Origin of the sequence: Aggregicoccus sp. 17bor-14, assembly GCF_009659535.1 — a bacterium.
Classification (GTDB): domain Bacteria; phylum Myxococcota; class Myxococcia; order Myxococcales; family Myxococcaceae; genus Aggregicoccus.
The window spans coordinates 144,167-168,561 of sequence record NZ_VJZZ01000014.1 but is presented as its reverse complement, the minus strand read 5'-3'; the positions used below and the strand labels follow the sequence as shown (position 1 = coordinate 168,561).

Sequence of the window (24,395 nt, the reverse complement as noted above, 5' to 3'; positions counted from 1 at the left end):
CAGCCGCGCCCCCGCGTACTCCACCCCCACCGCGACGGCCTCCTCCTCGGCTTCTCTCACCACGAGCGCTGGCGCCATGCCGCCCGTCCTACCGCGCTGCCGAGATGTGTTGGATCTTGAGAAGTGTTCCGTCCACGGAGCCTCCGGGCCCGGCGGAGCGCTGGATGGAAGCTTCATTCCAGGGTCGGGCGGGCGACGGCGGAGGCCTGGATGGAAGCTTCATTCCAGGGGTGCTCGGGGTCCGGCAGGGGTCTCGAGCGCTGAAAATTGTTCAGCAAAACCCCCGACATTCCCGAACAGGCGCGCGCGTCCCTGCGCCCGACACCCCTCCCCGCGTCACCCCGGAGCGCCGCGCAGGCCGACGCCCCTCGGGCTCGGCGGCCACGAGAGACACCCTGCCCGTCCCGACTTCCTCCAGGCGCGGGCGACGTGCCGAGCAGGGCCGACCGAGCGTCTGCTCATCCCTCCTGGCTCCGGGGATAGGGGCGCCTCCGGGATCCCACCCGCGCAACGCCACCTAGCGGCGCCACCACCGCCACAGGGCCACGCCGAGCGAGAGCCACAGCAAGACGATGACCGCCGCAGCAGCCCAGTTGGTCTTCTTCAGCCGCTCCTCGCGCAGCGCCTGGGCGCGACACTCCTCCAGGACACCGGGCGGGATGAGCCTGCGCACGAGCAGGATGCCGAGCGGCAGCAGGAGCAGGTCGTCGAGGTAGCCGAGGACGGGGATGAAGTCGGGGATGAGGTCGATGGGGCTGAGCGCGTAGGCCACGACGAGCCCCGCGAGCAGCTTCGCGTGCCAGGGCACGTCCGGGCGGCGCACGGCGATGACGAGCGCGGCCGTCTCGCGCTTCAGCTCGCGCGCCCGCTGCTTCCACTGTGCCCACGCTCCCATGTCCCGGCGCGTAGCCCTGAACTGCGCGGGTTGCAGCCGTCTCGGGAGCAGGCCATTGCGCAAGCGACAGTGTCTCCACCCGCACCACGTGCGAGTCGGCACTGTTGCTTCGCGCCGGAGCTCGCCTCGAGGGCGACCGCAGGCGGATGCAGCCGGCGCCTGGCCGTCGCACCATGGGACGCATCGACAAGCGAGGCCTCCATGAACCGCCGCGATGCACTGACCACCCTGGCCGCCGTCCCTGCCGCCCTCGCCCTCTCCCCGGGCTTCGCCTCCGCGCAGGACGGCGGGACTCCGGCAGCCCCGCACGAAGCGGCGCCTCCCGCCCCTGGCGCCCACGCGGTGCGTCCCCTGCCCTTGGATCCCGCGAAGCTCAAGGGGCTCTCCGAGAAGCTCATCCGGAGCCACCACGAGAACAACTACGGCGGCGCGGTGAAGAACCTCAACAAGGTGGAGGCGGAGCTCGCGCGCGTGAACAAGGACACGCCGGGCTACCTCGTGGGCGGACTCAAGGAGCGCGAGCTGCTCTTCGGCAACTCGATGGTGCTGCACGAGCTGTACTTCGGGAACCTCGGCGGCAGCGGCAAGGCGAGCGGGAGCATCGAGCGGGCGCTCGCGAAGCAGTACGGAAGCTTCGCGCGCTGGGAGGAGCACTTCCGCGCGACGGGCGCGAGCCTCGGTGGCGGCAGCGGCTGGACGGTGCTGGACCTCGACTTCCAGACGGGCGCGCTCGGCACCCACTGGAGCGGCAACCACACCCAGGCGCCGGCCTTCGCGCAGCCCCTGCTGGTGATGGACATGTACGAGCACTCGTACGCGCTCGACTACGGGGCGGCGGCGGCGAAGTACATCGACGCGTTCTTCCAGAACCTCCAGTGGGACGAGGTGAACCGCCGCTACGAGTCCGGCCAGCGCGCGCTCGCCGCGCTCCAGGCCCCCGCAGGCGGGCGCTGACGCGCGAAGCGCCTACTGCGTGCCGCCGCGCTGCAGGCCGAGCTCGGCGCCGCGCAGGGCCATCTCGGCGCGGTTCTCCACGCCCAGCTTCGCGTAGAGCGCGCCGATGTGGGCCTTCACCGTGCGCTCGGTGATGCCGAGGTGCGCGGAGATCTTCAGGTTGTCCATGCCCAGCGCCACGTGGCGCAGCACCTCCAGCTCGCGCGGGGTGAGGTGCGGCAGCGGATGCGCGCGGGCACGCTCGGCGGCGTGCGCCTGGCGCAGCTCGCCGAAGCTCGGCGGCAGCTGCTGCTCGCCGCGGGCGAGCGCGCGCACCACCTGCAGGAGCGCGTCGCGCCCCACCTCCAGCTTGCACAGGTACGCGGAGGCGCCGGCGGCGAGGCAGCGCGCCTCGAGGCCGGGGCCGTGCACGCCGGAGAGCACCAGCAGGCGCACCGCGGGGTGGCGCGCGTGCAGGGCGCGCACGGCGGCGAGTCCCGCCTCTACATCCCCGTCGCGCTCGAGCCGCAGGTCCACGATGGCCACGTCCGGCGGGGCGCGGTCCACGGCGTAGAGGAAGGGCTCCACCTGCGCGTCGCGGGTGAGCACCTCGATGCCCTCGCTCGCGAGCACGTCCGCGAGCATGTCGCGAAAGAGGGGCTCGTCCTCGAGCAGGGCCACGCGCAGGCCGGCCCCCTCGTTCCGGGGTGCGACGAGGGTGTTCTGTGAAGGCGCGTCGGTCATGGAGTTCCCGGCGGTACGAAGGTGGAGGTGTCACCGGATTCCAGCAACCGGCAGTGACCCGGGGACGGGTGGGCTGACCTGCGCAGGACGGTGGCCTTCACCGGAAGAGCTGGCGCAGCACGGCCACCATGGCCTCCACGTCGGAGGCGGCGGCCATCTCGCGGATGGAGTGCATGCTGAGCATGGGGCCGCCCACGTCCACGGTGGGCATGCCCAGCTCGCCGGCGGTGAGCGGACCGATGGTGGAGCCGCAGGGCAGGTCCGTGCGGGTGACGAAGTGCTGCGGGACGACGCCCGCCTCGCGGCACAGCCCCTCCCACAGGGCCCAGCCCTCGCCGTCCGTGGCGTAGCTCTGGTTCACGTTGCTCTTGAGCACCGGGCCCTTGCCGAGAATCGGCGCGTGGCGCGGCTCGTGGCGGTCCGCGTAGTTGGGGTGCAGCGCGTGCGCCATGTCCGCGCTCACCATCCAGCTGCGGCGCACCACGCGGTGGAAGGCGTCCGGCTGGCCGTCGCCGTGCGCCATCACCAGGCGCTCGAGCAGGTGGCGCAGGAAGGGGCTCGCGGCGCCCTGCGCGCTGGTGCTGCCCACCTCCTCGTGGTCGTAGAGCACCACGCCGCAGGTGGCCTCGGGCGTGCCCTGCACGGAGAGCAGCGCGGTGAGGGCGGCGTGGCAGCTGGCGAGGTTGTCCAGGCGCGGGGCGTGGAGGAACTCGCCGCGCAGCCCCGAGCGGGTGCTGGGCTGCACGTCGTAGAGGCACAGGTCCCAACCCACCACGTCGGCCGCGGCGTAGGGGCCTGCGACGGCGCCGTGGCTCGCGCTCAGCTGCTCGGCGAGCAGCGCGCGCAGGTCCACGGGGCCGCCGGCCTCGAGCGCGAAGAGGGGCACCAGGTGCTCCTGGGGGTTGAGCTTGAGGCCCTCGGTGTTCACCTGGCGGTTGAGGTGGATGGCGAGGTTGGGGATGCGCAGCAGGCTCTTGCGGCCGAAGTCCACCAGGTGGCCCGCCTGCACGCCGGCGCGCAGCGTGAGCACGCGGCCCGCGAGGCTCAGGTCGCGGTCCAGCCAGGTGTGCCAGAGCACGCCGCCGTAGACCTCCACGCCCAGCTGGTGCACGCCGGCGCGGGCGTGGTGCGGCTGCGGCTTCACGCGCAGGTTCGGGCTATCGGTGTGACTGCCCACCAGGCGGAAGCCCGCCCGGGTGAGCGGAGAACGGCCCAGGTGGAATGCGACCACGCTGGTGCCGCCGCGCACCACGTACACCTTGTCTCCTGCGCGCAGCTGCCAAGGTTCACGCTCGTCGAGGTGGCGGTAGCCCTGCAGCTCCAGGCGCCGGACAGTCTCGTTCACCGCGTGGTACGGCGTGGGCGAGGCGTCGATATACCGGAGGAGATCGTCGGCGACGGAGGCCGGAGCGCCCGGAGCAGCCGGGGCAGAAGACGAGGAAGTCATGGCGGCGCAGGCTAGCGCCCACGGGGCGCGGTGGCTCTCAGGATGTGCGGGGGCGCGACGGCTGCGCCCCACCGCTGCCCGCCTGCCCTGCGGCCGGGAGGGCGCGCTGCCGTGAGCCTGCTCCCCCTGCCTCCGCCGCTGCTCTCGGCCGTGCTCGCCGCCCCGGGCGAGGATGCGCCGCGGCTCGCCTGCGCCGCGTGGCTCGAGGCGCACGCGGGGGCGGCGGGGCGCGCGCGCGCGGAGTTCATCCGGGTGCAGCTCGCGCTCGCAGGGGGCGCGGGGCGGCTGGGCGTGCGCGAGCGGCGGGCGCTGGAGGCGCGCGAGGCGCGGCTGCTGCACGCGCACGAGGAGGCGTGGCTCGAGGACGTGCCCGAGCCCCTGCGCTCGGCGGGCTTTCGCCGCGGCTTCGTGGACTTCGTGCTGGCGAGCGGCCGCGCGCTGCTCGCGCACGCGGAGGCGCTGTTCGCGCGCCACCCGGTGCGCCGGCTGCAGCTCGCGGAGATGACGCCCGCGCTCGCGGTGGAGCTCGCCGCCCTGCCCTTCCTCGCGCGCCTCACCCACCTGGAGCTGAGCGACTGGATGGGCACCTACCACAACCGCATCGGGCCGGAGGGCGCGGCGGCGCTCGCGGCGAGCCCGCACATCGGGGGGCTGCGCTCGCTCGAGCTGGACGGCAACCGGGTGGGGCCCGAGGGGGCGCGCGCGCTCGCCGAGAGCCCGGCGCTCGGGCGGCTGGAGGCGCTGCGCCTGCGCGCGAACCGCCTGGGGCCCGCGGGGCTGCGCGCGCTGGTGCAGAGCCGCCCGCTGCGCCGGCTGAAGCGGCTGTGGGTGGGGGACAACGGGCTGGGGGCGGACGGGGTGGCGGCGCTCTCGGGGGCGGGGCGCCCGCTGCCCCTGTGCGACCTCGAGGTGGGCGACAACGCGCTGCCGGTGGAGGCGGTGCGCGCGCTGGTGGAGAGCCCCGCGCTGCCGCGGCTGCGCCTCTTCTGGAGCAGCGGCAACGCGCTGGGCCCGGCGGGGGCGCGCGCGCTCGCGGCGAGCCCGCAGCTGGGACGGCTGCGGGAGCTGGGCCTCGCGCGCTGCGAGCTGGGCCCCGAGGGGGCGCGGGCGCTCTTGCGCTGGGGGCGGCTCGAGCAGCTGCGCTACCTCTTCCTCGGGGAGAACGCGATGGGGCCTGCGGGCGCGCGCGCGCTCGCCGAGAGCCGGCACCTGCTGCGGCTGCGCGCGCTCAACCTGCAGGGCAACGCGCTGGGCCCGGCCGGGGCGCACGCGCTCGCGGCCGCCGCGCCCGAGGTGCTGGGGGGCCTCCTGCGCCTGGACCTCTCCAGCAACGCGCTGGGCCCCGCGGGGCTGCGCGCGCTGCTCGTGAGCCCTGCCGTGCGGCGGGTGAGCGAGCTGGACCTGAGCAACAACGCGCTCGGCGAGGAGGGCGCCCTGCTGCTCGCCCGCTGGCCGAGGCTCGCGCGCGTCGCCCGGCTCTTCGTGGAGGAGAACCACTTCGGGGCGGCGGGCGAGCAGCTGCTCGCGCGCGCCCTGCAGCCCGCCGCGCCCCGCGGCCACCTGCACGCGGTGGAGTAGCAGGCGGGCAGGCGGGCCCGCGGGTGCGGCGTCCTCTCGGGAAGGGTGTGGGCAGGGGTGGGGTTTCTCCCGGCCCCCTTCACCCCGAGAGGATGGAATCCCCAAGGTGCCCAACACGCTCTCCCGCCTGTGGCCGGACCTGACGCTGCCGGGCGACGCGGCGAACGCCGCCCCGCTGCCGCGCGCGCGCATCCTGGTGGTGGACGACGTGCCGAGCAACCTGCTGGCGATGCAGGCGGTGCTCGAGCCGCTGGGCCAGGAGCTGGTGCTCGCGCACTCGGGCGCCGAGGCGCTGAAGCACCTGCTGCAGGGCGACTTCGCGCTCATCGTGATGGACGTGCAGATGCCGGGGCTGGACGGCCTGGAGACGGCCGCGCTCATCCGCTCGCGCGAGCGCACGCGCCACATCCCCATCATCTTCGTCACCGCGCTCAGCCGCGAGGCGGCGCACGTGATGAAGGGCTACCGCCAGGGCGCGGTGGACTACCTGCTCAAGCCGGTGGACCCGGAGATCCTGCGCTCCAAGGTGCAGGTGTTCGTGGACCTGTTCCAGCGCGGGCGCGCGCTCGAGCGCCAGGCGGCGGAGCTCGCCGAGCGGCGCCGCCACGAGGCGGAGCTCACGCGCGCGGCCGAGCTGGAGCAGCAGCTGGTGGCGATCGTGGGGCACGACATCCGCAACCCCCTCTCCGCCATCCTCGCCACCGCGAAGACGCAGCTGGGCGCGGCGCCGCTCGCCCCTGCGCAGCAGAAGGCCTTCGAGCGGGTGGAGCGCTGCGGCGAGCGCATCGAGCAGATCGTCGCGCTGCTGCTGGACTTCACCCGCGCGCGCATCGGCGGCGGGCTGCCGGTGGTGCGCAGCGAGGGCGACCTGCGCGAGCTGGTGCAGCGGGTGATGGACGAGTTCCACGCCTCGCACCCGGCGCGCGCGCTGGTGGCGGAGCTGCCGGCGGCGCCCCTGCGGGGCGCGTGGGACTTCGACCGGCTCGCCCAGGTGCTCGCGAACCTGGTGGACAACGCGCTCAAGTACAGCCCTGCGGACGGCGCCGTGCGGGTGCGGCTGGAGCCCGGGGTGGGCGGCACCGCGCTGCTCGAGGTGCACAACGGCGGAGACCCCATCGCGCCCGCGCTGCTGCCGCAGCTCTTCGAGCCCTTCCGGCTCGGCGAGCAGACGGAGGCCACGGTGAAGAAGAGCCTGGGGCTCGGGCTCTACATCGCGAAGGAGATCGTGCGCGCGCACGCGGGCAGCCTGCAGGTGCGCTCCAGCGCGCAGGAGGGCACCACCTTCCGCGTGTGCCTTCCCTGCGCCGAGCTCCCGGCGAGCGAGGCGAGCCCCTGCGCGGGCACTGGCAGCGCGGACCCGGGCCTGCCGCTCTCGGCCTGAGGGGCCGCGCGCGCCCCTAGCCGCCGGCGAGCACGCTGTGCGAGCCGGTGGCCGCGAGCGGCTCGAGCGGCAGCGCCACGGTGAAGGTGGCGCCCTGTCCGGGGACGCTGTGCGCCTCGAGGCTGCCGCCCATGGCCTCCACCAGCTGGCGGCTGATGTGGAGCCCGAGGCCCAGGCCCCCGTAGTGGCGCACCGGCACCCCGCGCTCGAAGCGGCCGAAGAGGCGCGGCAGCACCTCGGGCGAGATGCCCGGCCCCTCGTCGCGCACCGTCACCAGCGCCCGCAGGCCCTCGCGCCGCACGCCCACGTGCACCGGGCGGCCCGCGCCGTACTTCGCCGCGTTGGCGAGCAGGTTCACCAGCACCTGCTCCACGCGCGCCGCGTCCCACACCCCCTCGAGCGGCTCCGCGGGCAGCGAGAGCCGCACGCTGCTGCCCGCCTCGGTGAACAGGGGCTCGAGCCGCGCGAGCACGTCCTTCAGCAGGGGCCCCAGCTCCAGCCGGCTCGCGGCGAGCTCCAGGCGCCCGGACTCCAGGCGCGCCACGTCCAGCAGGCTCTCCACCAGCGCCTGCAGCCGCAGCGCGGAGCGCTCGGCGGCCGCCACCCGCCCCGCGCCGTGCGCGTCCTCCTCCATCCCGCGCGCGAGGCTGCGCAGCTGCAGGCGCAGCGCGGTGAGCGGGGTGCGCAGCTCGTGCGCCGCCACCTGGAGGAACTCGTCGCGCAGCACCACCGCGGCGCGCGCCTGGGCGAGCAGCGCGTCGCGCTCGCGGTCGCGCCCGCGCAGGCTCGCGTTGAGCAGGCACAGCAGGGTGGACACCGTGAGGAAGAGCCCCAGCGGCAGCAGCGCCCGCAGGGTGAGCCCGAAGGAGGTGACGGGCGTGAGGAAGAAGTAGTCGCCCAGCGCGGCGCTGAGCACCATGGCGACCAGCCCCGGCCGCAAGCCGCCCACCCACGAGGCCGCCGCCACCGCGAGGAAGAAGAGGGTGAAGGGGACCGTGTACACGGCGGGGCCCAGCAGCAGCTGCCCGGCCAGCGCGCAGAGCGGCGCGGCGAGGGCGAAGGCGTAGGCGCCCCGCGCTCCCACGCGCGGGGTGTGCGGCAGGCGGATGTTGCGCAGGCCCTCAGGCACGCTCCGGCACCTCCGGCGGCAACCCCAGCGGAAGCTCCAGGGTGAAGGTGGAGCCCCTGCCCGCCTCGCTCTGCACGGCGATGCTCCCGCCCATGGCCTCGGCGAGCTGGCGGCTGATGTAGAGCCCCAGGCCCAGGCCTCCGTAGTTCCGGTCGGAGACGCCGCGCTCGAAGCGGCCGAAGAGGCGCGGCAGCACCTCGGGCGCGATGCCGATGCCCCCGTCCGTCACGCTCACGCGCACCCGCTCCGCCTCGCACTCGCCCACCCGGTCGATGCGCACCTGCACGGGGCTGCCCGCGCCGTACTTCGCCGCGTTGGAGAGCAGGTTCACCAGCACCTGGTCCACGCGCTGCACGTCCCAGAGGCCCTGCACGGGCCCGGGCGGCAGCTGCAGCTCCACCGGGCAGCCGGCCTCCGCGAACACGGGGGCGAGCCGCTCGAGCGCCTCGCGCACCAGGGCCGAGAGGTCCGCGGGGGCGCGCTGCAATTCGAGCCTTCCCCCGGCGATGCGGCTCACGTCCAGCAGGCTGCCGATGAGCGCCGCGAGGCGCGCCACCTGGCGCTGCGCGGTGCCCAGCCGCTCGGCCTCGGGCGAGCCTGCGACGAGCGCGCGGGCGAGCAGCTGCAGCTGCAGCTGCAGGGAGGTGACGGGCGTGCGCAGCTCGTGGCTCGCCACGCTGAGGAACTCGTCGCGCAGCCGTACGCCCGCCTGCGCCTCCTCCAGCAGCCGCGTGCGCTCCTTCGCGTGGCGCGCCTGCTCGGAGATGTCCGTCACCAGCACGAAGAAGCCCTCCACCGCGCCGGTGGGGGTGCGGTGCGGGATGTACATCGCGCGCACCGTGCGCGAGCCCTGGCGGTAGGGCAGCTCCTGCTCGTACAGCTGAGGCTCGCCCCGCAGCGCCGCCTCGATGTGGTGGCGCACGCGCAGGTAGACCTCGTCCCCGAGCACCTCCTGCATGGTGCGGCCGATGAGGGACGCCGGGTCCAGCCCGAACCAGGCCTCGTAGGTGCGGTTGGCGAGCCGGTAGCGCTGCTCCGCGTCGATGAAGGCCACCACCACCGGCAGCGCGTCCGTGAGCAGGCGCAGCTGCCGCTCGCCCTCCTCGCGCGCCGCCTCGGCCGCCTTGCGCTCGGTGAGGTCCTGCACCACGGCGGCCACGCGCGTGACGCGCCCCTCGGGGTCTCGCAGCAGGTTCGCCGTCACCTCGCCCCACCACGCGCTGCCGTCCTTGCGCAGGTAGCGCTTCTCGGCGGAGTAGGCGGGAATCTCCTCGCGGGCGAGCCGCTCGAAGCGCTGCTGGTCCTGCGCGCGCGCCTCCGGCGGGCTCAGCTCCCAGATGGCGCGGCCCACCAGCTCCTCCTCGCGGTAGCCCAGCGCGCGGCAGAAGGCGGCGTTCACCGCGAGCATGCGCCCGGTGGCCGGCTCCGCCTGCACCAGGGGCACGCCGGCGCCGCCGAAGAAGGAGCGGAACAGCGCCTCGCTCTGGTGCAGCTCCGCCTTGAGCGCCTCGGCGAGTGCGCGCTCCTGGCGCTGGATGACCTCGGCCTGGCGGCGCACCTCCTCGCGCGCCCGGTACAGGTCCACGAAGACGGACACCTTCGAGCGCAGCGCGTGCGGGTCCACCGGCTTGAGCAGGTAGTCCACCGCGCCGTGCGTGTAGCCCTGCGCCACCGACTCCGGCGCGAGCTCCTTGCCGGTGACGAAGATGAGCGGCAGGTGCCGGGTGCGCTCGCGCTCGCGCAGCAGGCGCGCCACCTCGAAGCCGCTCACCCCGCCCGGCATGTGCACATCCAGCACCACCACCGCGAAGTCCTGGTGCAGCAGCAGGCGCAGCGCCTCCAGCCCGTTGGCGGCCGTCTCCAGCTGCACCCCCAGCGGCTCGAGCACCGCCGAGAGCGCGAGCAGATTCGCCGGGCTGTCGTCGACCAGCAGCACGCGCGCCGCCACCGCCCCGTCCCCCGCCTGGGGGCCGGAGTCGGGCGGGACGGCGGTCCTCGCGAGCGAGCTGTCCGTCACGGGAGAGGGCAACTAGCGGCGCCAGAGGCGCAGCAGCTCCGCGAGCCGGTCGGTGTCCACCGGCTTGGGCATGTAGTCGCTGGCGCCGGCCGCGAGGCAGCGCTCGCGGTCGTCCTTCAGCGCCTTGGCGGTGACGGCGATGATCGGCAGGGCGCCGAAGCGCGCGTCCTGGCGGATGGCGCGCATGGTCTCGTAGCCGTCCATCTCCGGCATCATCACGTCCATCAGGATGGCGTCCACGTCCGGGTGGGCGCCGAGCACCTCGATGCCCGCCTTGCCGTTCTCCGCGGTGAGCACCTCCATGCCCTTGCCCTCGAGCGCGCTGGTGAGGGCGAAGATGTTGCGGATGTCGTCGTCCACCACCAGCACCTTGAGGCCGTTGAGGTTCATGGTGGGCGCGGGCACCTGCGGCAGCAGGCGGCGGTCGCCCGCAGTGCTCTCCACCTTGCCGAGGAACAGCGCGGTGTCCGCGGCGAGCTTCTCCGGGCTGCGCAGCCCGCTCTTCACGATGACGCTCTCCGCGTGGCGCTTGAGCTCGCGCTCCTCGGCGAGGCTCAGGTCCTTGCTCGTGTAGACGATGACCGGCAGGTTCTTGAACTTCGGGTCCGCCTTGATGTTCTCGAGCAGCTTGAAGCCGTCCTGGTCCGGCAGGAGCAGGTCGAAGACCATGCAGTCGAACTCCTTCTCCTCGAGCGCCTGGCGCGCCTCGATGCCGGTGGAGACCGCGGTGATCTCCACGCCGGCGTCGTTGCCCAGCAGCTCGCTGATGCTGCTGCGCTGGGCGGCGTCGTCCTCCACCACCAGCAAGAGCTTCACCGGGCGGTCGAGGAAGCTGGAGATGTGGCTGAAGGCCCCCTCGAGCGCCTCCTTGCTCACGGGCTTCTCCAGGTAGGCGAAGGCGCCCATGGTGGCGCCGCGCTGGTGGCGGTCCATCACGCTGATCACGTGCACCGGGATGTGGCGGGTGCGCGGGTTGCGCTTGATGCGGTCCAGCACGCTCCAGCCGTCGAGCACCGGCAGCTGGATGTCCAGGGTGATGGCGTCCGGCAGCAGCTGGCTCGCGAGGCTCAGGCCGGTGTCGCCGCGGTTGGCCACCACCGCCTTGAAGCCGCGCTCGCGCGCCATGTCCACGAGGATGCGCGCGAACTTCGCGTCGTCCTCGATGACCAGCAGCACGCGGTCGCCCTCGCGCAGGTTGTCGTGGTCGTCCTCCACCGCCTCCGGCACCAGGGTGCTGGGCGCGGCGGGCATGTCCAGCAGCGCAGGGCCCCGCTCGTTCAGCGCGCGCAGCCCCTCCTCGATGGTGGGCTCGGGGCTGCGATGGCCGCCGCCGTTGCCGCCACCGCCGTTGCCGTTGCCGCCGCCCTCGTCGCCGTCCGGGCTCACGTACTTCTTGGGCAGGTAGAGGGTGAAGGTGCTGCCCTTGTTCGGCTGGCTCTCCACGCGGATCTCACCGCCCAGCAGGCGCGTGATCTCGCGGCTGATGGACAGGCCCAGGCCGGTGCCGCCGTACTTGCGGCTGGTGCTGCCGTCCGCCTGCTGGAAGGCCTCGAAGATGATCTTCTGCTTCGACTGCGGGATGCCGATGCCCGTGTCGGTGACGCTGAAGGCGAGCACGCGGTCGGCGCGGTTGAGCGCCTCGTTCTCGAAGCGCATGCGCTTGTTGTCCACCGGCAGCACGCGCAGCTCCACGCGGCCCGTGTCGGTGAACTTGAACGCGTTGCTGAGCAGGTTCTTGAGCACCTGCTGCAGGCGCTGCGGGTCCGTGCGGATGCCGTAGGGCAGGCCGCCCGCGAGCGTCACGCTGAAGCCCAGCCCCTTCTGCTCCGCCATGTGCTGGAAGCTGCGCTCCACGAACTCCTTCACCTCGGTGAGGGGCACGTCGCGCGGCTCCACCTGCATCTTGCCGGCCTCCACCTTGCTCAGGTCGAGGATCTCGTTGATGAGGCTGAGCAGGTCCGAGCCCGAGGCCTGGATGGTCTTCGCGAACTCGACCTCCTTGGCGCTCAGGTGCTGCTCCTTGTTCTCGGCCAGCAGCTTCGCGAGGATGAGCAGGCTGTTGAGCGGCGTGCGCAGCTCGTGGCTCATGTTGGCGAGGAACTCGCTCTTGTACTTGGACGCGAGCGCCAGCTGCTCCGCCTTGTCCTCGAGGCTCGCGCGGGCGAGCTCCACCTCGCGGTTCTTCTCTTCCACCTGCTGGTTCTGCTCGGCGAGCAGCTTCGCCTTCTCCTCCAGCTCCACGGCCTGCTTCGCCAGGGCGCTGTTGGTGCGGCGCAGCTCGTCCTGCTGCTGGGTGAGCTCCTTGGACTGGCTCTGCAGCTCCTGCGTGAGGCTCTGCGACTGCTGCAGCAGCTCCTCCGTACGCATGTTCGCGCTGATCATGTTCAGCACGACGCCGATGCTCTCCATCAGCTGGTCGAGGAAGAGCTGGTGGATGGCGCTGAAGGGGTGGAACGAGGCGAGCTCGATCACCGCCATCACCTGGCCCTCGAAGAGCACGGGGAGGACGATGATGTTGAGCGGCGCCGCCTCGCCGAGGCCCGAGTTGATGGTGATGTAGTCGCTCGGGACCTTGGTGAGGAGAATCGTCTTCTTCTCCAGCGCGCACTGGCCCACGAGGCTCTCACCGAGGGCGAAGCGGTTGGAGAGGTGCTTGCGCTCGCGGTACGCGTAGGTGCTGGTCAGCTTCAGGTGCGCGGCGCTCCCGTTGCTGCCCGCGTCCATGAGGAAGAAGGCGCCGTGGTGCGCGGAGACCAGCGGCGTGAGCTCGCTCATGATGAGCCGGCTCACCGCCTCCAGGTTCTTCTGGCCCTGCATCATGCCGCCGAACTTGGCGAGGTTCGTCTTGAGCCAGTCCTGCTCCTGGTTCTTCTGGGTCGTCTCCTTGAGGTTGACGATCATCTGGTTGATGTTGTCCTTCAGCGCCGCGACCTCGCCCTCCGCGTTCACCGTGATGGACCGGGTGAGGTCACCCTTGGTCACCGCAGTGGCCACGTCGGAGATGGCGCGCAGCTGAGAGGTCAGCGTCCCTGCGAGCTGGTTCACGTTGTCCGTGAGCTGCCGCCAGGTGCCCATCGCGCCAGGCACCTTCGCCTGGCCGCCCAGCTTCCCTTCGATACCCACCTCGCGGGCCACCGTCGTCACCTGCTCGGCGAAGGTGCCCAGGGTGTCCGTCATTCCGTTGATGGTGTCCGCGAGGGCCGCGATCTCGCCCTTCGCCTCCACGCCCACCAGCTTCTGCGAGAGGTCACCGTTGGCGACCGCGGTCACCACCTTCACGATCCCGCGCACCTGAGTGGTCAGGTTCGAGGCCATGAAGTTCACGTTGTCGGTGAGGTCCTTCCAGGTGCCAGCGACACCGGGCACGCGAGCCTGGCCGCCCAGCTTCCCCTCCACGCCCACCTCGCGCGCCACCGTGGACACCTGGTCCGCGAAGGTGCTCAGCGTGGTGGTCATGTTGTTGATCGTCTCCGCGAGCGCGGCGACCTCGCCCTTCGCCTCGACGACCAGCTTCTGGCGCAGGTCGCCGTTCGCAACGGCCGTCACCACCTTCACGATGCCGCGCACCTGGGTGGTCAGGTTGGAGGCCATGAAGTTCACGTTGTCCGTCAGGTCCTTCCAGGTACCGGAGACACCGGGCACCTGCGCCTGACCACCGAGCTTGCCCTCCGTGCCCACCTCGCGGGCCACGCGGGTCACCTCGCCTGCGAACGAGTTCAGCTGGTCCACCATCGTGTTGATGGTGTTCTTCAACTCGAGCACCTCGCCCTTCACGTCCACCGTGATCTTCTTGGAGAGGTCACCCTTCGCGACCGAGGTCGTGACCTCGGCGATGTTGCGCACCTGGTTGGTCAGGTTGCCTGCGAGCAGGTTCACGTTGTCGGTGAGGTCCTTCCAGGTGCCGCTCACGCCCTTCACCTGGGCCTGTCCACCGAGCTTGCCCTCCGTGCCCACCTCGCGCGCGACGCGGGTCACCTCGGCGGCGAAGGAGTTCAGCTGGTCCACCATGGTGTTGATGGTGTTCTTGAGCTCGAGCACCTCGCCCTTCACGTCGACCGAGATCTTCTGCGAGAGGTCGCCGTTCGCAACCGCCGTGGTGACCTTCGCGATGTTGCGCACCTGGTCGGTGAGGTTACCGGCCAGCAGGTTCACGTTGTCCGTCAGGTCCTTCCAGGTGCCGCTCACGCCGGGCACCTGCGCCTGACCGCCCAGCTTTCCGTCGGTGCCCACCTCGCGAGCGACGCGGGTCACTTCCGAGGCGAAGGCGCGCAGCTGGTCCACCATCGTGTTGATGGTGTTCTTCAGCTCGAGCACCTCACCCTTCACCGACACCGTGATCTTCTGCGAGAGGTCGCCGTTCGCGACCGCCGTCGTCACGAGCGCGATGTTGCGCACCTGCGCGGTGAGGTTCCCGGCGAGGACGTTCACGTTGTCGGTGAGGTCCTTCCAGGTGCCGGACACGCCCTGCACGTCGGCCTGGCCGCCCAGCTTTCCTTCCGTACCCACCTCCTTCGCGACGCGCGTCACCTCGCCCGCGAAGCTGCGCAGCTGATCCACCATCGTGTTGATGGTGTTCTTCAGCTCGAGCACCTCGCCCTTCACGTCCACGGTGATCTTCTTGGAGAGGTCACCGGTGGCCACCGCGGTGGTCACCTCCGCGATGTTGCGCACCTGCGCCGTGAGGTTGTTCGCGAGCAGGTTCACGTTGTCCGTGAGGTCCTTCCACGTACCGGCGACGCCCGGCACCTCGGCCTGGGCGCCCAGCTTCCCCTCCACGCCCACCGTGCGGGCGACGCTGGTCACCTGCTGGGCGAAGATGGAGAGCGTCTTGGTCATCGCGTTGAGCGTGTCGGCGAGGGCCGCGATCTCACCCTTCGCCTCCACGACGAGCTTCTGCGAGAGGTCACCGCCTGCGACCGCGGTCACCACCTTCACGATGCCGCGCACCTGAGTGGTCAGGTTGGACGCCATGAAGTTCACGTTGTCGGTGAGGTCCTTCCAGACGCCCGACACACCCTGCACGTCGGCCTGACCGCCCAGCTTCCCCTCGGTGCCCACCTCCTTCGCGACGCGGGTCACCTCACCTGCGAAGCTGCGGAGCTGGTCCACCATGATGTTGATGGTGTCCTTGAGCTGGAGCACCTCGCCGCGCGCGTCCACGGTGATCTTCTTGCTGAGGTCACCCTTCGCGACGGCCGTGGTGACCTCCGCGATGTTGCGCACCTGGGCGGTGAGGTTGTTCGCCAGCAGGTTCACGTTGTTGGTGAGGTCCTTCCAGGTACCCGCCACGCCCGGCACCGCGGCCTGGGCGCCCAGCTTCCCCTCCACGCCCACCGTGCGGGCCACGTCCGTCACCTGCTCCGCGAAGGTGCTCAGCGTGTCGGTCATCGCGTTGATGGTGTCGGCGAGCTCCGCCACCTCGCCCTTCGCCTCCACCTTCAGGCGCTGGGTGAGGTCACCGTTGGCGACCGCGGTCACGACCTTGGCAATCCCACGCACCTGCGTGGTGAGGTTGCCGGCCATGAAGTTCACGTTGTCGGTGAGGTCCTTCCAGGTGCCGCTCACGCCCTGCACTTCGGCCTGGCCACCCAGCTTGCCCTCGGTGCCCACCTCGCGCGCGACGCGGGTCACTTCCGAGGCGAACGAGTTCAGCTGGTCCACCATCGTGTTGATGGTGTTCTTGAGCTGCAGCACCTCGCCCTTCACATCCACCGTGATCTTGCGCGACAGGTCGCCCTTCGCGACCGAGGTCGTGACCTCGGCGATGTTGCGCACCTGCGTGGTGAGGTTACCGGCGAGCAGGTTCACGTTGTCCGTGAGGTCCTTCCAGGTACCGGAGACACCGGGCACCTGCGCCTGACCACCGAGCTTCCCTTCCGTGCCCACCTCGCGAGCCACGCGGGTCACTTCCCCCGCGAACGAGTTGAGCTGGTCCACCATCGTGTTGATGGTGTTCTTCAGCTCGAGCACCTCGCCCTTCACGTCCACCGTGATCTTCTTGGAGAGGTCGCCCTTCGCAACGGCCGTGGTCACCTCGGCGATGTTGCGCACCTGGTTGGTCAGGTTGTTCGCCATCAGGTTCACGTTGTCCGTCAGCTGCCGCCACATGCCGGCGGCGCCCGGCACTTCCGCCTGGGCGCCCAGCTTGCCCTCGACACCCACCGTGCGCGCCACGCTGATGACCTGCTGCGCGAACACGCCCAGCGTGTCGGTCATGTTGTTGAGCGTCTTGCCCAGCGCGGCGATCTCGCCCTTGCTCGGGACCTCCAGCTTCTGGCTGAGGTCACCACCGGCGACGGCCGTCACCACCTTCACGATCCCGCGCACCTGGGTGGTCAGGTTCGAGGCCATGAAGTTCACGTTGTCCGTGAGGTCCTTCCACACGCCGGACACGCCCTGCACGTCGGCCTGTCCACCGAGCTTCCCCTCCGTACCCACTTCCTTCGCGACGCGGGTCACTTCCGCGGCGAACGAGTTGAGCTGGTCCACCATGGTGTTGATGGTGTTCTTCAGCTCGAGCACCTCGCCGCGCACGTCCACGGTGATCTTCTGCGAGAGGTCGCCCTTCGCCACCGCGGTGGTCACCTTGGCGATGTTGCGCACCTGCGCGGTGAGGTTGCCTGCAAGGACGTTCACGTTGTCCGTGAGGTCCTTCCACACGCCGCTCACGCCCTGCACTTCCGCCTGACCGCCCAGCTTTCCTTCCGTACCCACTTCCTTCGCGACGCGGGTCACTTCCGCGGCGAACGCGGAGAGCTGATCCACCATCGCGTTCACCGTGGTGCCGATGCGCAGGAACTCGCCCTTCACGGGCTGCCCGTCGATCTCCAGCGCCATCTTCTGGCTGAGGTCGCCCTCTGCCACCGCCACGAGCACGCGGGCCACTTCCGTGGTCGGCTGCACGAGGTCGCCGATGAGCGCGTTGATGGAGTTGACGCTGGTGGCCCAGTCGCCCCTCACGTTGCCCAGGTTCACGCGCTCGGTCATGCGGCCCTCGCGGCCGACCACGCGCTCCACGCGCACCATCTCGTGGGTGAGGGCGGCGTTGAGGCTGACGCCGGTGTTGAAGGCCTCCGCGAGCCGGTCCACCAGCGGGTGGGTGCCGTACACGGGAAGGCGGCGCTTGAAGTCACCGAGGTTCGCGGCCTCCATCGCGTCCAGCAGGGAGCGCAGCTGCAGCTCCTCGCTGGGCGGGGGCAGCAGCTCGTTCACCACCACGCCGGAGGCGCCAGCGGCCACGTTGCGCTTCGCGGGGCGCGCGGCCGCCTTGCGCTCGGGCTTATCGGCAGCGGGCGGAGCGGCATGGACGGTGCCGTTGCCGTTCTTCACGGCAGGGCGCTTGAGGGTGTTCTTCGCGGGGTTCTTCTCGTCCACGGGGGAGGCTCCTTGAGGAGTCGTGCTGCTCGAAGCGGGAGGGGGAGAGAGCTCAGGGGGTGCGCGGTGGGCCCGCGGGGGGTGTCCGGGCTTCGTTCGCCGCGCGCGGCGTGAGGTCATTTTTTCAGGGTCGGGGAGGGGGGAAGGGGGGCCTTCCCTCTGGGAGGGGCAGTCTCACGCACCGCGCCTGAACATTCGAACACGCGCCTTTTTTCAGCCTGCGACCCCGTTCAGTGAACGACTGTCCGCCCTCCAGGCGTACGAGAGACACACGCCATGTCCTAGCGGGGGCTCACCTGGCGGCCTGCTAGCCGGAGCGGGCGAGCGCGCTCGCGGCGGTGGGCACCGTGAAGTGGAAGGTGCTGCCCTCGCCCACGGCGCTCACCACCCAGATGCGCCCCTCGTGCTGGTGCACGATGGCGCGCGCGATGGCGAGCCCCAGCCCGCTGCCGCCCTTCTCGCGCGCGTCCGAGGCGTCCACCTGCACGAAGCGCTCGAAGATGCTCTCCAGGCGGTCCGCGGGGATGCCGCGCCCTGCGTCCTGCACCCAGAAGCGCACGCGCTCGCTCTCCTGCACGGTGCCCAGGCGCACGGTGCTGCCGGCGGGGGAGAACTTCACCGCGTTGGCCAGCAGGTTCACCAGCACCTGGGTGAGGCGGTCCGGGTCCGCCCAGGCCACGGCGCTGCTCGGCTCCACCTCCAGGCGGATGCCCGCGGCGTCCGCGGAGGCGCGGGTGAGCTCGAGCGCGGCGGAGACGACCTCTCGCGCGGGCACCGCGTGGCGCTCGAGCAGGGTGGCGCCGCTCTCCAGCCGCTCCACGTCCAGCACGCCGTTCACCAGGCGCAGCAGGCGGCTGGTGTTGCGCTGGGCCATCTCCAGCAGCTCGCGCTCCTGCGGGCCCAGCGCCCCGATGCCGCCCAGCCCCGAGAGCAGCTGCAGCGAGCCGCGGATGGCGGTGAGCGGGCTGCGCAGCTCGTGGCTCGCGGTGCTGATGAGCTGGTCCTTGAGCGTCTCGGCGCGCTTGCGCTCGCTCACGTCGCGCAGCGCCGCGAGCCGCGCGGTGCGACCGCCCAGCTCCAGCGAGCGGCCGCGCACCTCGAGCGCGAAGCGCGTGCCGTCCTTGCGCACGCCCACCGTCTCGTACGCCTCGCGCGTGTCCGCGCGCGCGAGCGTCGCCACCCGCTCCTGCTCCTCGGGCACCACCATGGCGGTGATGGGCAGGCCCAGGGGCTCGCCGGGCGCGTAGCCGAACATCTGGTCGAAGACCGGGGAGGTGTCGCGGATGTAGCCGCCCATGCTGACGACGATGCCCTCGAAGGAGGCCTCTCCCAGCAGCCGCAGCCGCGCCTCGCTCTCGCGCAGCGCCTCGCGGGTGCGCCGCTCCTCGGTGATGTCCTCCACCACGCCCACGGTGACGCGGGGCTCGCCGGGCCCCGCGGGCGCGAGCGAGGCGGAGACGCGCGCCCACACCCAGCTGCCGTCGCGCCGCCGGTAGCGCTTCTCCACGCGCAGGCCCTCGGCCTCGCCCGCGAGCAGCCGCGGCAGCAGCAGCGCGTGCGGCTCGTCCGGGTGGCTGAGGCTCGCGAGCGTGCGGCCCAGCAGCTCCCCCTCCTCCCCGGGCCCGTAGCCCAGCAGCCGCGCGAAGGCGGCGTTGAAGCGCAGCAGGCGCCCCTCGGCGTCCGCGCTCGTCACGCCGACGAAGGCGTTGTCGAAGAAGGTGCGCAGCTCGCGCAGCTCGCGCGCGTCGCCTGGGGGTGGAGCGGCCTCGCGCATCGCTCAGTCGATCTCGATCCGGTTGCGGCCCAGCGCCTTGGCCCGGTAGAGCCGCGCGTCGGCCGCGCGCAGCAGGTCCTCCGCGGTGGCGCCGTCCGCGGGGAAGGTGGCGATGCCGGCGCTGAAGGTCGCGCTGAAGCGCGCCTCGCCCTCGCCCTCGAAGACGAGCCGGGCGAACTCCGCGCCGCTGCGCGCGAGGATGTCCCGCGCGCGCTCGGGGCCTTCTCCATAGAGCGCCACCACGAACTCCTCGCCGCCCCAGCGCCCGCGCGCGTCCTCCTTGCGGAAGCGCGCGGCGAGCAGGCGCCCGAAGCGCCCGAGCACCTGGTCTCCGGAGAGGTGGCCGTAGGTGTCGTTGATGGCCTTGAAGCGGTCCAGGTCGATGAGCGCCAGGGACACGGGGGTGTTGCTGCGGCCCGCCTCGGCGAGCCGGCCGCGCAGCGTGTCCAGGAAGGGGCGGCGCAGCGGGAGCCCGGTGAGCGCGTCGCGCTCGCGCAGCTCGCGGGCGAGCCGCGCGCGCTCCAGCCGGCCGCGCACGCGCGCGAGCAGCTCCTCGCGCAGCACGGGCTTCGCCAGGTAGTCGTCCGCGCCCGCCTGGAAGGCCGCCACGCGGAAGGCCACGTCCGTCTGCGCGGTGACGAGCAGGATGGGCAGCTCCTGCCACTCGGGCATGGAGCGCAGGATCTTGCAGAGGTCCAGCCCGCCCAGCCCCGGCATCATCACGTCCATCAGCAGCAGGTCCGGGCGCAGGCCGCTGAGCATCTCCAGGAGGCGGTGGGGGTTGCTCAGCGCGCTCACCTCGTGCCCGTCGGCCTGCAGCGCGCCGGTGAGCACGCGCGTGGCGTCCGCGTCGTCGTCCAGCACCACGATGCGCGCCTTGTCGGGGCGGCGCGCGGAGACGAAGCGCTCCACCGCGGAGACCAGCTCGGCCGCGCTGAAGGGGCGGGGCAGGAAGAGGCTGCCGCCCGCGTGCGCCGCCGCCACCCGGTCCTGCAGCGCGGCGCCGTCCGCGTAGAAGGCGAGCGGCAGGCTCGCCAGGCCGTCCTGGCTGCGCAGCCGCTGGGCCACCGCGAAGCCGCCGCCCGGCTGGCCCAGGTGCGCGTGCACCAGCGCCCCGTCCAGCCAGCCGCGGCGCGCCGCCTCCAGCGCCTCCTCCGCGCTGCGCGCGATCACCAGGCGCACCTGGTGGCCCGCCGCGAGCCGCGCCGCGGCCTGCAGCAGCGGCTCGTCGTCGTCCACCACCAGCACCGCGCCCAGCACGTCCCGCTCCCCCCCGGTGCCTGCGCCCATGCCCGTGTCCGCGTCGGGCGTGCCCACGCGCACCAGCTCTTGCAGCAGCCCCTCCGCCTCGCGCCACGCGTCCTCGGTCCCACCGCTGCCGCCTGCGCCCTCCGGGACGCGGCGCAGCAGCGCCTCGAGCCGCCCGGCCACCGCGCTCACCCGGTCGAAGCCGTAGGAGCCCGCGGTGCCGTGCAGCTTGTGCACCAGCACCAGCGCCTCGCGCAGCGCCTCGCCGCCCCCGCCCGAGCGCGCGCGCTCCACGGCCGCGCGCAGCGCCGAGAAGCGCTCGGGCAGCGCGGCGCCGTACTCGGCCGTGAGCGCGGCGAGCGCCTGGGCGAGGCCCCCGTCCGCCGCGGGGGCGGGCGGCTCCTCGGGCGCAACGGCCGCCGGCGCGCGCTCGCCCAGCAGCTCCTGCACCCACATCCACAGCTCGCCCGGGCTGTAGGGCTTGTGCAGCACGCGCTGCACCTTGAGCTGGCGGGTGAGCAGCTCGTAGCTCTTCAGGTCGCGCCAGAAGGCGCTCGCGAAGAGCACCGGCAGCTCGGGGTGGGTGGTGCGCAGCTCGGCGATGAAGTCCGCGCCGGTCATGTCCGGCAGCAGGCCGTCCACCACGGCCGCGTCCAGGCGCACCCGCGCGAGCACGACGCGCGCCTCGGCCGCGGTGCGTGCGACCTCCACGCGCACGCCGCGCTCCTGCAGGAAGCGGGTGACCAGGCTCTGCAGGTCCCGGTCGTCCTCGATGAAGAGCAGGGTGAGGCTCATGACGCAGTGCCCTTGGTTGGCGTTGCCCCGGAAGAGCGCATGTCGGCGCCGAGCAGGCCGTGCAGCAGCGTGCGCACGCTGCCCAGCAGCTCCTCGTCGCTCACGCGCGCCTTGGTGAGGTGGCGGGTGATGCCCAGGGTGAGCTGGCGGCGGTCCTCGGGGCTGAGGTCCTTGCCGCTGTAGACGAGCAGGGGGGTGGTGCGCCCCTTGCCCTGGCGCAGGACGTCCACCACCTCGAAGCCGTCCATGCGCGGCAGCCCCACGTCCAGGATGATGAGGTCCGGAGGCTGCGCGCGCACGGCCGCCAGGGCGCTCACGCCGTCCGCCGCCTGCAGGCAGGTGACGCCGAGGCGCGAGAGGCCCTGGCACAGGGCGCTGCGGGTGGGCTCGTCGTCCTCCACCACCAGCACCCGCGCCTCGCCGGGCTCGCGCACCGCGCGCCGCAGCGCCTGCAGCAGCAGCGCCTCGTCGAAGGGCTTGGTCATCCAGTCCATCAGCAGCGGGAGGCTGCGGCCGCCGCCCTCGGCCGGCGCGCGGCCGCTCACCACCACCACCGGCACGCCCGCCGTGGCGGGCACCGCGCGCAGCTGCGCCACCAGCTCCAGCCCCTCGCCGTCCGGCAGGACCAGATCCATCAGCACCGCGTCCGGGGTGCGCACCGCGAGCAGCGCGCGCGCCTCCGCCAGCGTGTGGGCGCGCAGCACGCGGTAGCCCTCCTGGCTGAGCAGCCGCTGCACCAGGTGGCCCAGGTCCACGTCGTCCTCCACCAGCAGCACGCTGTGGCGGCTCCCGTCGTCGGGCACCTGCGGCAGCGCCTCGGGGAACACGGGCAGCGGGGCGGGCGCGGGCTCGGCGGCCGGCAGCGAGAAGCGGAAGATGGCGCCCTGGCCCGGCTCGCTGTCCACCACGATGCGCCCGCCGTGCTGCTCCATGATGCCCTGGGAGATGGCGAGCCCCAGCCCGGTGCCGCCCTTGGAGCGGGTGTCCGAGCTGTCGAGCTGCTGGAACTTGCCGAAGAGGCGCGCGCGGTGCTCGGGCGCGATGCCCGGGCCCTGGTCGCGCACGCTGAAGCCCACCCGCGTGCCCTCCACGTGCGCCCCGATCAGCACCTCGCCGTCCGGCGGGGAGAACTTCACCGCGTTGGAGACGAGGTTGGTGAGTACCTGCACCAGCCGGTCCGGGTCCCCGCGCACCGCGAGCCCGGGCGTCACCTGCGCGCGCAGCCGCACGCGCGCGAGCTCGGCGGCAGGGGCGAGCGAGCCGAGGGTGCTCTCGACGAGCTCCGCCACTTCGAGCCGCTGCTGGCGCAGCTCCAGCTTGCCCGCCTCCATCTTCTCCAGGTCCAGGATGTCGTTGACCAGGCGCACGAGGCGCTCGCTGTTGTCGCGCGCGATGCGCACCAGCGCGAGCGCCTGCGGGGACAGCTCGCCCATCACCCCGCCCTCGAGCAGCCCGAGCGAGCCGCGGATGGAGGTGAGCGGCGTGCGCAGCTCGTGGCTCACGGTGGAGACGAACTCGTCCTTCATCCGCTCCACCTGCTTGCGGTCGGTGATGTCGCGCAGGAAGGCGGTGAAGCGCGGCGCGCCGTCGGTGCGCTCGCGGCTCACGGTGAGCTCCATGGGGAACACCTCGCCGTTGACGCGCTGGCCCACCACCTCCTGGCGGCTGCCCAGCTCGCCCAGGTCCGCGAGCAGCACGCCGGTGACCAGCTTCTCCCACGCGCGCTCGCGCGCCTCGGGGGGGAACACCGTCTGGGCGAAGTCGCGCCCCAGCACGCTCGCGCGCGCGTGGCCGAAGGTGCGCTCGGCGGCCGGGTTGAACTCCTCGATGCGCCCGTGCTCGTCCAGCGAGACGATGCAGTCCAGCGCCGCCTCGAGCACGGCGGCCTTGCGCGTCTCGGCGGCGCGCAGCTCGGCGTTGGCCTCCTGCAGCGCGCGCGTGCGCTCGGCCACGTGCGCCTCCAGCCCGCTGTTGAGCGCCTCCAGCTGGGCGCTCGCGCGGCTGAGGCGCAGCAGCACGAAGAGCGCGTAGGCGACCAGCAGCAGCCCCGCGACGAAGAGGTAGAGCCGGAAGCGCTCGGCGCGCGCGAGCGCCTCGCCGTAGTGGCGCAGGTAGCTGACGATGAGGCTGTCCGCCTCGCGGCTCAGGGGCTGGGCGGCGATCGCGCGCAGCGCCGCGTCCGCCTGTCCCGGGGGGCCGTCCACCTGGCGGAAGGCCTCGTAGTGGCGCGCGGCCTCGTCCACGCGGGCGTGGTAGCGCTGCAGGCGCTCCTGCAGGTCACGGCGGGCCCCCTCGCGCAGGAAGGCCGGGAAGCGCTCCAGGCCCTGTGCCTCGGCGTGCAGCGCCTGCAGCTGGTCTCGCGAGGCGCTGCCCAGGCCCAGCCGCATCTCGAGCACCTGCATCTCGAAGTCGCTGCTGTGCACGCGCAGCTCGCGCAGCAGGGTGCGGTAGTGGTCGTGCTCCGCCGTGTCCCCGGGGCGCCCGCGCCAGAACAGCACGCACAGCAGCACGAGCGAGCCGGCGGCGAGCAGCGCCCCGCGCCGGCGCAGCGGACGGCGCGGGACGGACTGCGGCGGCGGCGGCACGGGGGCCTCGCTCATGCGCCCCCGGCGGCGGCGAGCAGGCGGCGGATGTCCGCGGGCAGGCCCATGGGGTCGAAGGGCTTGCTGATGACCCCGAGCGCCCCCAGCTCGAGGTAGCGCGCCACCTCGTGCTTCTGCACCTTCGCGGTCATGAAGATGATCGGCACCTCGCGCGTGGGCTCCAGCGCGCGCAGGGCGGCGAAGGTGCTGGGCCCGTCCATGCCCGGCATCATCACGTCCAGCAGCACCAGGTCCGGGCGGAAGCTCTGCGCGAGCTCGAGCGCCACCTGCCCACTGGGTGCGAGCGCGCACTGCCAGCCGCCCACGCGCGCGAGGCTGAGCTGGCCGATGGTGCGGATGTCGTCCTCGTCGTCGACGAGCAGGACCTTCTGGATGGGCATGGGCCGGCAGCTAACCCCGCACCCCGCGTCCCTGCCTAGCCCGAACTCCCGGCGCACTTTCTCCTCCCCCGCGCCTGCCTGCCTCCCGACGGCCCGG

The 24,395-nt window shown here is 72.6% G+C and carries 13 protein-coding genes; 3 read left to right on the top strand and 10 right to left on the bottom strand.

Going from position 1 to position 24,395, the window contains the following annotated elements; all coding sequences use genetic code 11:
- Positions 1 to 517 precede the first annotated feature (517 nt).
- Positions 518 to 895, bottom strand: a complete 378-nt coding sequence (locus FGE12_RS24075) for a YkvA family protein (RefSeq protein ID WP_153868921.1) — start codon at positions 893 to 895, stop codon at positions 518 to 520.
- A gap of 201 nt (positions 896 to 1,096) precedes the next feature.
- Here FGE12_RS24075 and FGE12_RS24070 point away from each other — a divergent pair, with 201 nt between their 5' ends.
- Positions 1,097 to 1,849 (top strand): superoxide dismutase, encoded by a 753-nt coding sequence (locus tag FGE12_RS24070; protein WP_153868920.1) that lies wholly within the window; start codon positions 1,097 to 1,099, stop codon positions 1,847 to 1,849.
- Positions 1,850 to 1,861: 12 nt separating this feature from the next.
- Here FGE12_RS24070 and FGE12_RS24065 read toward each other — a convergent pair whose 3' ends face one another.
- Both FGE12_RS24065 and FGE12_RS24060 read right to left on the bottom strand, forming a co-directional pair.
- A complete protein-coding gene (locus tag FGE12_RS24065) occupies positions 1,862 to 2,572 on the bottom strand; it encodes a response regulator transcription factor (protein WP_153868919.1) in 711 nt (236 codons plus the stop codon).
- Between the two features lie 97 nt (positions 2,573 to 2,669).
- The gene (locus FGE12_RS24060) at positions 2,670 to 4,019 is read right to left on the bottom strand and encodes a M18 family aminopeptidase (RefSeq protein WP_153868918.1); all 1,350 of its coding nucleotides are present in this window, start codon (positions 4,017 to 4,019) and stop codon (positions 2,670 to 2,672) included.
- Positions 4,020 to 4,130: 111 nt separating this feature from the next.
- On the opposite strand from FGE12_RS24060, the gene FGE12_RS24055 reads away from it, so the two are divergent.
- Both FGE12_RS24055 and FGE12_RS24050 read left to right on the top strand, forming a co-directional pair.
- Positions 4,131 to 5,597 carry a TIGR02996 domain-containing protein gene (locus tag FGE12_RS24055; protein WP_194798212.1) on the top strand — a complete coding sequence of 489 codons (1,467 nt, stop codon included), beginning with the start codon at positions 4,131 to 4,133 and terminating at the stop codon, positions 5,595 to 5,597.
- Between the two features lie 106 nt (positions 5,598 to 5,703).
- Positions 5,704 to 6,978 (top strand): ATP-binding protein, encoded by a 1,275-nt coding sequence (locus FGE12_RS24050; protein ID WP_370459128.1) that lies wholly within the window; start codon positions 5,704 to 5,706, stop codon positions 6,976 to 6,978.
- Between the two features lie 16 nt (positions 6,979 to 6,994).
- On the opposite strand, the gene FGE12_RS24045 is transcribed toward FGE12_RS24050, so the two are convergent.
- The 7 genes from FGE12_RS24045 to FGE12_RS24015 all read right to left on the bottom strand — a co-directional run bounded on the left by FGE12_RS24045 (position 6,995) and on the right by FGE12_RS24015 (position 24,298).
- The gene (locus FGE12_RS24045) at positions 6,995 to 8,107 is read right to left on the bottom strand and encodes a HAMP domain-containing sensor histidine kinase (RefSeq protein ID WP_153868916.1); all 1,113 of its coding nucleotides are present in this window, start codon (positions 8,105 to 8,107) and stop codon (positions 6,995 to 6,997) included.
- Positions 8,100 to 10,124 (bottom strand): PAS domain S-box protein, encoded by a 2,025-nt coding sequence (locus FGE12_RS24040; protein WP_194798211.1) that lies wholly within the window; start codon positions 10,122 to 10,124, stop codon positions 8,100 to 8,102. Before FGE12_RS24040 ends, FGE12_RS24045 begins: the two co-directional genes overlap by 8 nt.
- A gap of 12 nt (positions 10,125 to 10,136) precedes the next feature.
- Positions 10,137 to 17,276, bottom strand: a complete 7,140-nt coding sequence (locus tag FGE12_RS24035) for a HAMP domain-containing protein (protein WP_228531051.1) — start codon at positions 17,274 to 17,276, stop codon at positions 10,137 to 10,139.
- Between the two features lie 529 nt (positions 17,277 to 17,805).
- The gene (locus FGE12_RS24030; RefSeq protein WP_153868914.1) at positions 17,806 to 19,272 is read right to left on the bottom strand and encodes a PAS domain S-box protein; all 1,467 of its coding nucleotides are present in this window, start codon (positions 19,270 to 19,272) and stop codon (positions 17,806 to 17,808) included.
- A gap of 3 nt (positions 19,273 to 19,275) precedes the next feature.
- Positions 19,276 to 21,315: a response regulator gene (locus FGE12_RS24025; protein WP_153868913.1), complete on the bottom strand. Its 2,040-nt coding sequence runs from the start codon at positions 21,313 to 21,315 to the stop codon at positions 19,276 to 19,278.
- Entirely contained in the window at positions 21,312 to 23,915 is a 2,604-nt protein-coding gene (locus FGE12_RS24020; protein ID WP_153868912.1) for a response regulator, read from the bottom strand. The genes FGE12_RS24025 and FGE12_RS24020 overlap by 4 nt, the downstream gene beginning before the upstream one ends.
- The gene (locus FGE12_RS24015; RefSeq protein WP_153868911.1) at positions 23,912 to 24,298 is read right to left on the bottom strand and encodes a response regulator; all 387 of its coding nucleotides are present in this window, start codon (positions 24,296 to 24,298) and stop codon (positions 23,912 to 23,914) included. Before FGE12_RS24015 ends, FGE12_RS24020 begins: the two co-directional genes overlap by 4 nt.
- Positions 24,299 to 24,395: the final 97 nt, after the last annotated feature.